Below are 4,035 nucleotides of genomic sequence, written 5' to 3'. Positions count from 1 at the left end.
ATCTACGCTCAGGTCAGCAACGATGCCACCTCTTTCCCATCGGCCTTTATAAAAGCGGCCGGCATGAGCGTCAGCGGCATCCTTTCCAGCAACATGGTCAGCAGCAGGGCCGAAGCCTTTATCGACGGTGGCACAGTCTTGTCCGGCGCCGGTTTGACGGTGCAGGCTCAGGACGATGCCGCGATCGATGCAAAGACGACGATGTACTCGAAGGTTTCTCCGACCAACGACGCCGGCGCCGGCCTGCTCAACAAATGGGCCGGGCTGTACCTCAACGACTATCAGTACACCAGTAACTCGGGGACGAAAAATCTCGTATTTGGCGACAAGGTCCTTATTGCAGACGACTACTATCCGGCTGACTTCGAGACCAACGGCGACGACCAGCTCCAAGCGCTGGTGCCCGACACAACCATCGTTACACTCTCCGACGATTACGCGGGTGGCAAGGGCCTTGCCGGCAGCAGCTATATGTTTATCGGTACCCCGCCTTCCGGGTCTGTAAATCTTGGCACACAGGACTACCTCGACAATAGCAACTGGGTCGAGGTAGACGGCACCTATCAGTTCATGGGCACGTCCACCCTCGGCACCGGAGTCAATCTGGGCGTTCAGGACTACACCAACTATGGCCTCTGGAAGCGGTTGAACCCGAGCAATCTGATCACCGACTCGACCGTCTATGCCGTACTTGATTCGCTCGGCACCGGTCTGACCGGCGATGCCAAGAGCTACTACGGCCTGATCGACCGCAACGATGTGCGCAGCAGCGTCAACGCCTACCTGCTCGACACCACGGTCGATGCCGTGGGCGATGTAACCGTACAGGCACTGGAGAGCGCGCGCATCCGCGCCCTGGAGAACAGCACGGTTACGTCCTATGCGGGCGCGGGAGGCGTGATCGCCACCAACAACGTATTGAGCGGTGCATTCGCATATATCGACGGCAGCATTGTCAGAACGGATGCCAACCTGGTGGTCGACGGCCAGAACATTTCTCTGATCGAGGCCGATACCGCCAGTACGATCGAATCCTGGGATGGAAAGAGCGCGGTGGTGGCGTTCAACGCTGTCGGCTGGAAAGCGCAGAACGTCCTCTTCAGCGCGATTGACGCGCTGATCGGCGACCCGATGCTCTCATCCGCATTTGACGGCGAACGGCCAGCGCAGGTTCAGGCCTACATCGTGGACTCGACGATCGACATTGGCGGCGCCCTTTCTGTAACCGCGATAAACGAAGCCCAGATCAGCGCCAAGGTAGGCAATATCAACATCTCCGAGGCCGCGCTCGACATCGTCATTCCTGGTGTCATGGACGGGGCCTCTGCCATAGCCGGCGGCGGGGTACTGGCGAGCAACAAGGTCAGCAGCCTGGCCAAGGCGTATATCGATTTCACCGATGCTCGCGGCACGGTAACAGCAAATGGGTCGGTCACGGTGCGGGCCGAAGACGTTGCCGGCATCACCTCCGACAGCATAGTGGTGCAGCGGGCGATAGCGAGCAACACACTGGCCGGCGTTGTCAACCAGGTCGAGTCCGTGCTTAACGTGCTGCTGCCGGGTGACTACGACTACACCACCAAATCCGGTGTACAGACCCTCATATCGCTGCCGAGCATACTGCCCGACCAGTTCTCGCCGCAGCAGATCCGGATAGCGCCCGGGTATGTGGGAGGAGGGCAGGTAGGTGCCAACTACCGCTTTATAGGCAGTGATCTCGCAGTGCTCGACACCGACCTTAATCCAGACAACGGCCTGCAGCCTCTGGTAGACCTCTACCCCCTCTTGCCCGGCATACAAGTTGATCTCGGCACCCAGGATTATTCCAACACTAATTTGTGGCAGAAACTGACCAGCAGCAACGACCTTGCCGATCTCTATCCGAATATCGGCAACCTGACCGATTCCGACGCCAAGGCGGTAGGGGTGCTGTTCGTGATGAACGACGTGCGCAGCGCGGTAGAAGCATCGATCGACAACACCACGCTTACGGCCGCTTCCGTCGATGTGAATGCGCTTGAAACAGCCTTCATCCATTCCAGAGCCGATATCAACGTGGAGGCCTCGGGGGGCAGTTTCTACGGCTCCGGCACAGTCCTTGCTGTCAACGGGCAGGCGGTCACCAATGTCGTGCTCAGCCGCTCGGACGCCTTTATCCGCGACAGCGAGATCGATACCGCCGCAGGCGATCTTAATGTCGAATCAGCCAATACCTCGACCATCGACGCCACACTCATCTCCAACACCAGCACCGGCGATACCGGTGTAGGCATCTCGGTCGCCTTCAACAGCATCGGCTGGCAGTCGCAGAACCTGCTGATGAACGCCCTTGACACCATCATCGGACGTCCGCTGGATGACTACGACTACGAGGACAACGAAATCGCGCCTATGCTTCAGGTTGGCGATCGGGTCAGGGACGGCGAGACAGGTATTGTTTACTGGTTTGCCGGCAGTGAAACTGCAGATCGTCAGTACACCGTTTACAACCGTCCCACTGAACTGAAGAACGGCGATCTTGTCAGGCTCTATTCCGACATCAATGACGAGGACGGCGAACTGGTTGCCGCGGCGGGGCTTTACAAATATCTCGGATCGGATCGAACGGTTCCGGCAGGTATAGACCTGAATGCCGAAAGCTACGGAAATCCGGCCGTCTGGGCAAAACAGGTCGAACAACAGGTCGATCTGGGCGCGGAGAATCTACAAGATCTTACTCGCTGGATACCGGTCAAGTCCCCCTTCGGCGGAGAACTGCCCGCGCGTACCTCGGCCTATATCCTGAACTCGGACGTCAATGTTGTCGGCAACCTCAATGTTATCGCCACTTTGGAGGCGCAGCTCAACGCGACGGTCAGCAATGCGACCAGTTCTGCCGCTGCAGCGATGGTCGATGCCAACGGCAAGGCTGTGGGCGGAGTGCTGGCGAGCAACAAGGTCAGCAGCAGCGCCGAAGCGTATATCGATGTTAAAAAATCAGACTACAAGAGTACCGACGGCACAAAACCGGTGCTTGCCGGCACTCGCGTGCTTGATGTCACCACCGGCAAGGTCTACGAATATATCGGCAGCAACGCCGTAGATGACGCGCTCGGCGTTGTGGATGACGTGCTCGGCTTGCTGGGAGTGGGCGTTAATCTTGGCGATCTGCTCGATCCGGTGACCCTTATTGCAGCCTCACGCAACCTCGGTACGCAGAATTATGCCACCGACACAGCTCACTGGAAGCTCGTCAGCTTCCCTGCCGGCATCGGCGAGGTAGATGCGACAGGCGGCGTTACCATCAAGGCCCTTGACAACTCCGGAGTCTATTCCAACGTCAAACTTGTCTCGTCATCGGTCACTACCAACGATGGCGGGGTTGGAGTGGCACAGGAGACGCTGAACGACTTTATCCCGGCCGATTTCAAGACGAGCGAGGGTTCGGTGAAGATCGAGTTCGGTGACAAGGTTCGCCTGGCCGACAATTACGGCGCACCGAGCTACACGACAGACGATGGTGTACATGCAGTCGGTGTAGGCACCCGCATCAAAGTTGCTGACGGTTACGACAGCGCCAGATTTACAACCGACTCCGGTCGCCGTCTGGTACTGACCGGAGATACGGTTCAAATTTCGGACGAATACGACCTCGTCAATACTGACACAAAATCGGTTGAGGCAGCTGCCGACTTGACGCCCGGGGTTGCAGGCGACAAGACTGTAGCGCTGAACAATGGCCAGTTCGTTCGCCTGGCGGCTGACTACGCAAGCGGCGCAGGTGAAGTTTCCATCAAACAGGGCGACTTCGTCCGTGCTGCGGCCGACTACGCCGCAGACAAGGCGCTGGCCGGAGCCATCTACCGTTATATCGGCCCCATCCTGGCTGAGGATGCGACTATTGATCTCAGCGCCCAGAACTACAAAGGTGCGAACTGGCAACTCGTCGGCGGAGAAGCGAACACGATCTATATCTATCTGGGCGCCGCGGGCAATGTTGACCTGAAGACACAGGACTACACTGGCGCCAGCTGGACACCACTCACCGGCGCTATC

1 protein-coding gene is annotated in these 4,035 nt (G+C 58.3%); it reads left to right on the top strand.

Annotated features, from left to right (window positions below):
- Positions 1-63: 63 nt before the first annotated feature.
- Positions 64-4,035: hypothetical protein (locus tag AB1772_13220; protein ID MEW5797300.1), on the top strand; the 3,972-nt coding region annotated here is incomplete at its 3' end.

It is taken from the genome of Candidatus Zixiibacteriota bacterium (assembly GCA_040752815.1).
In the GTDB taxonomy this organism is placed as follows: Bacteria; Zixibacteria; MSB-5A5; order GN15; family FEB-12; genus JAGGTI01.
This window is presented reverse-complemented; position numbering and strand designations above follow the sequence as displayed.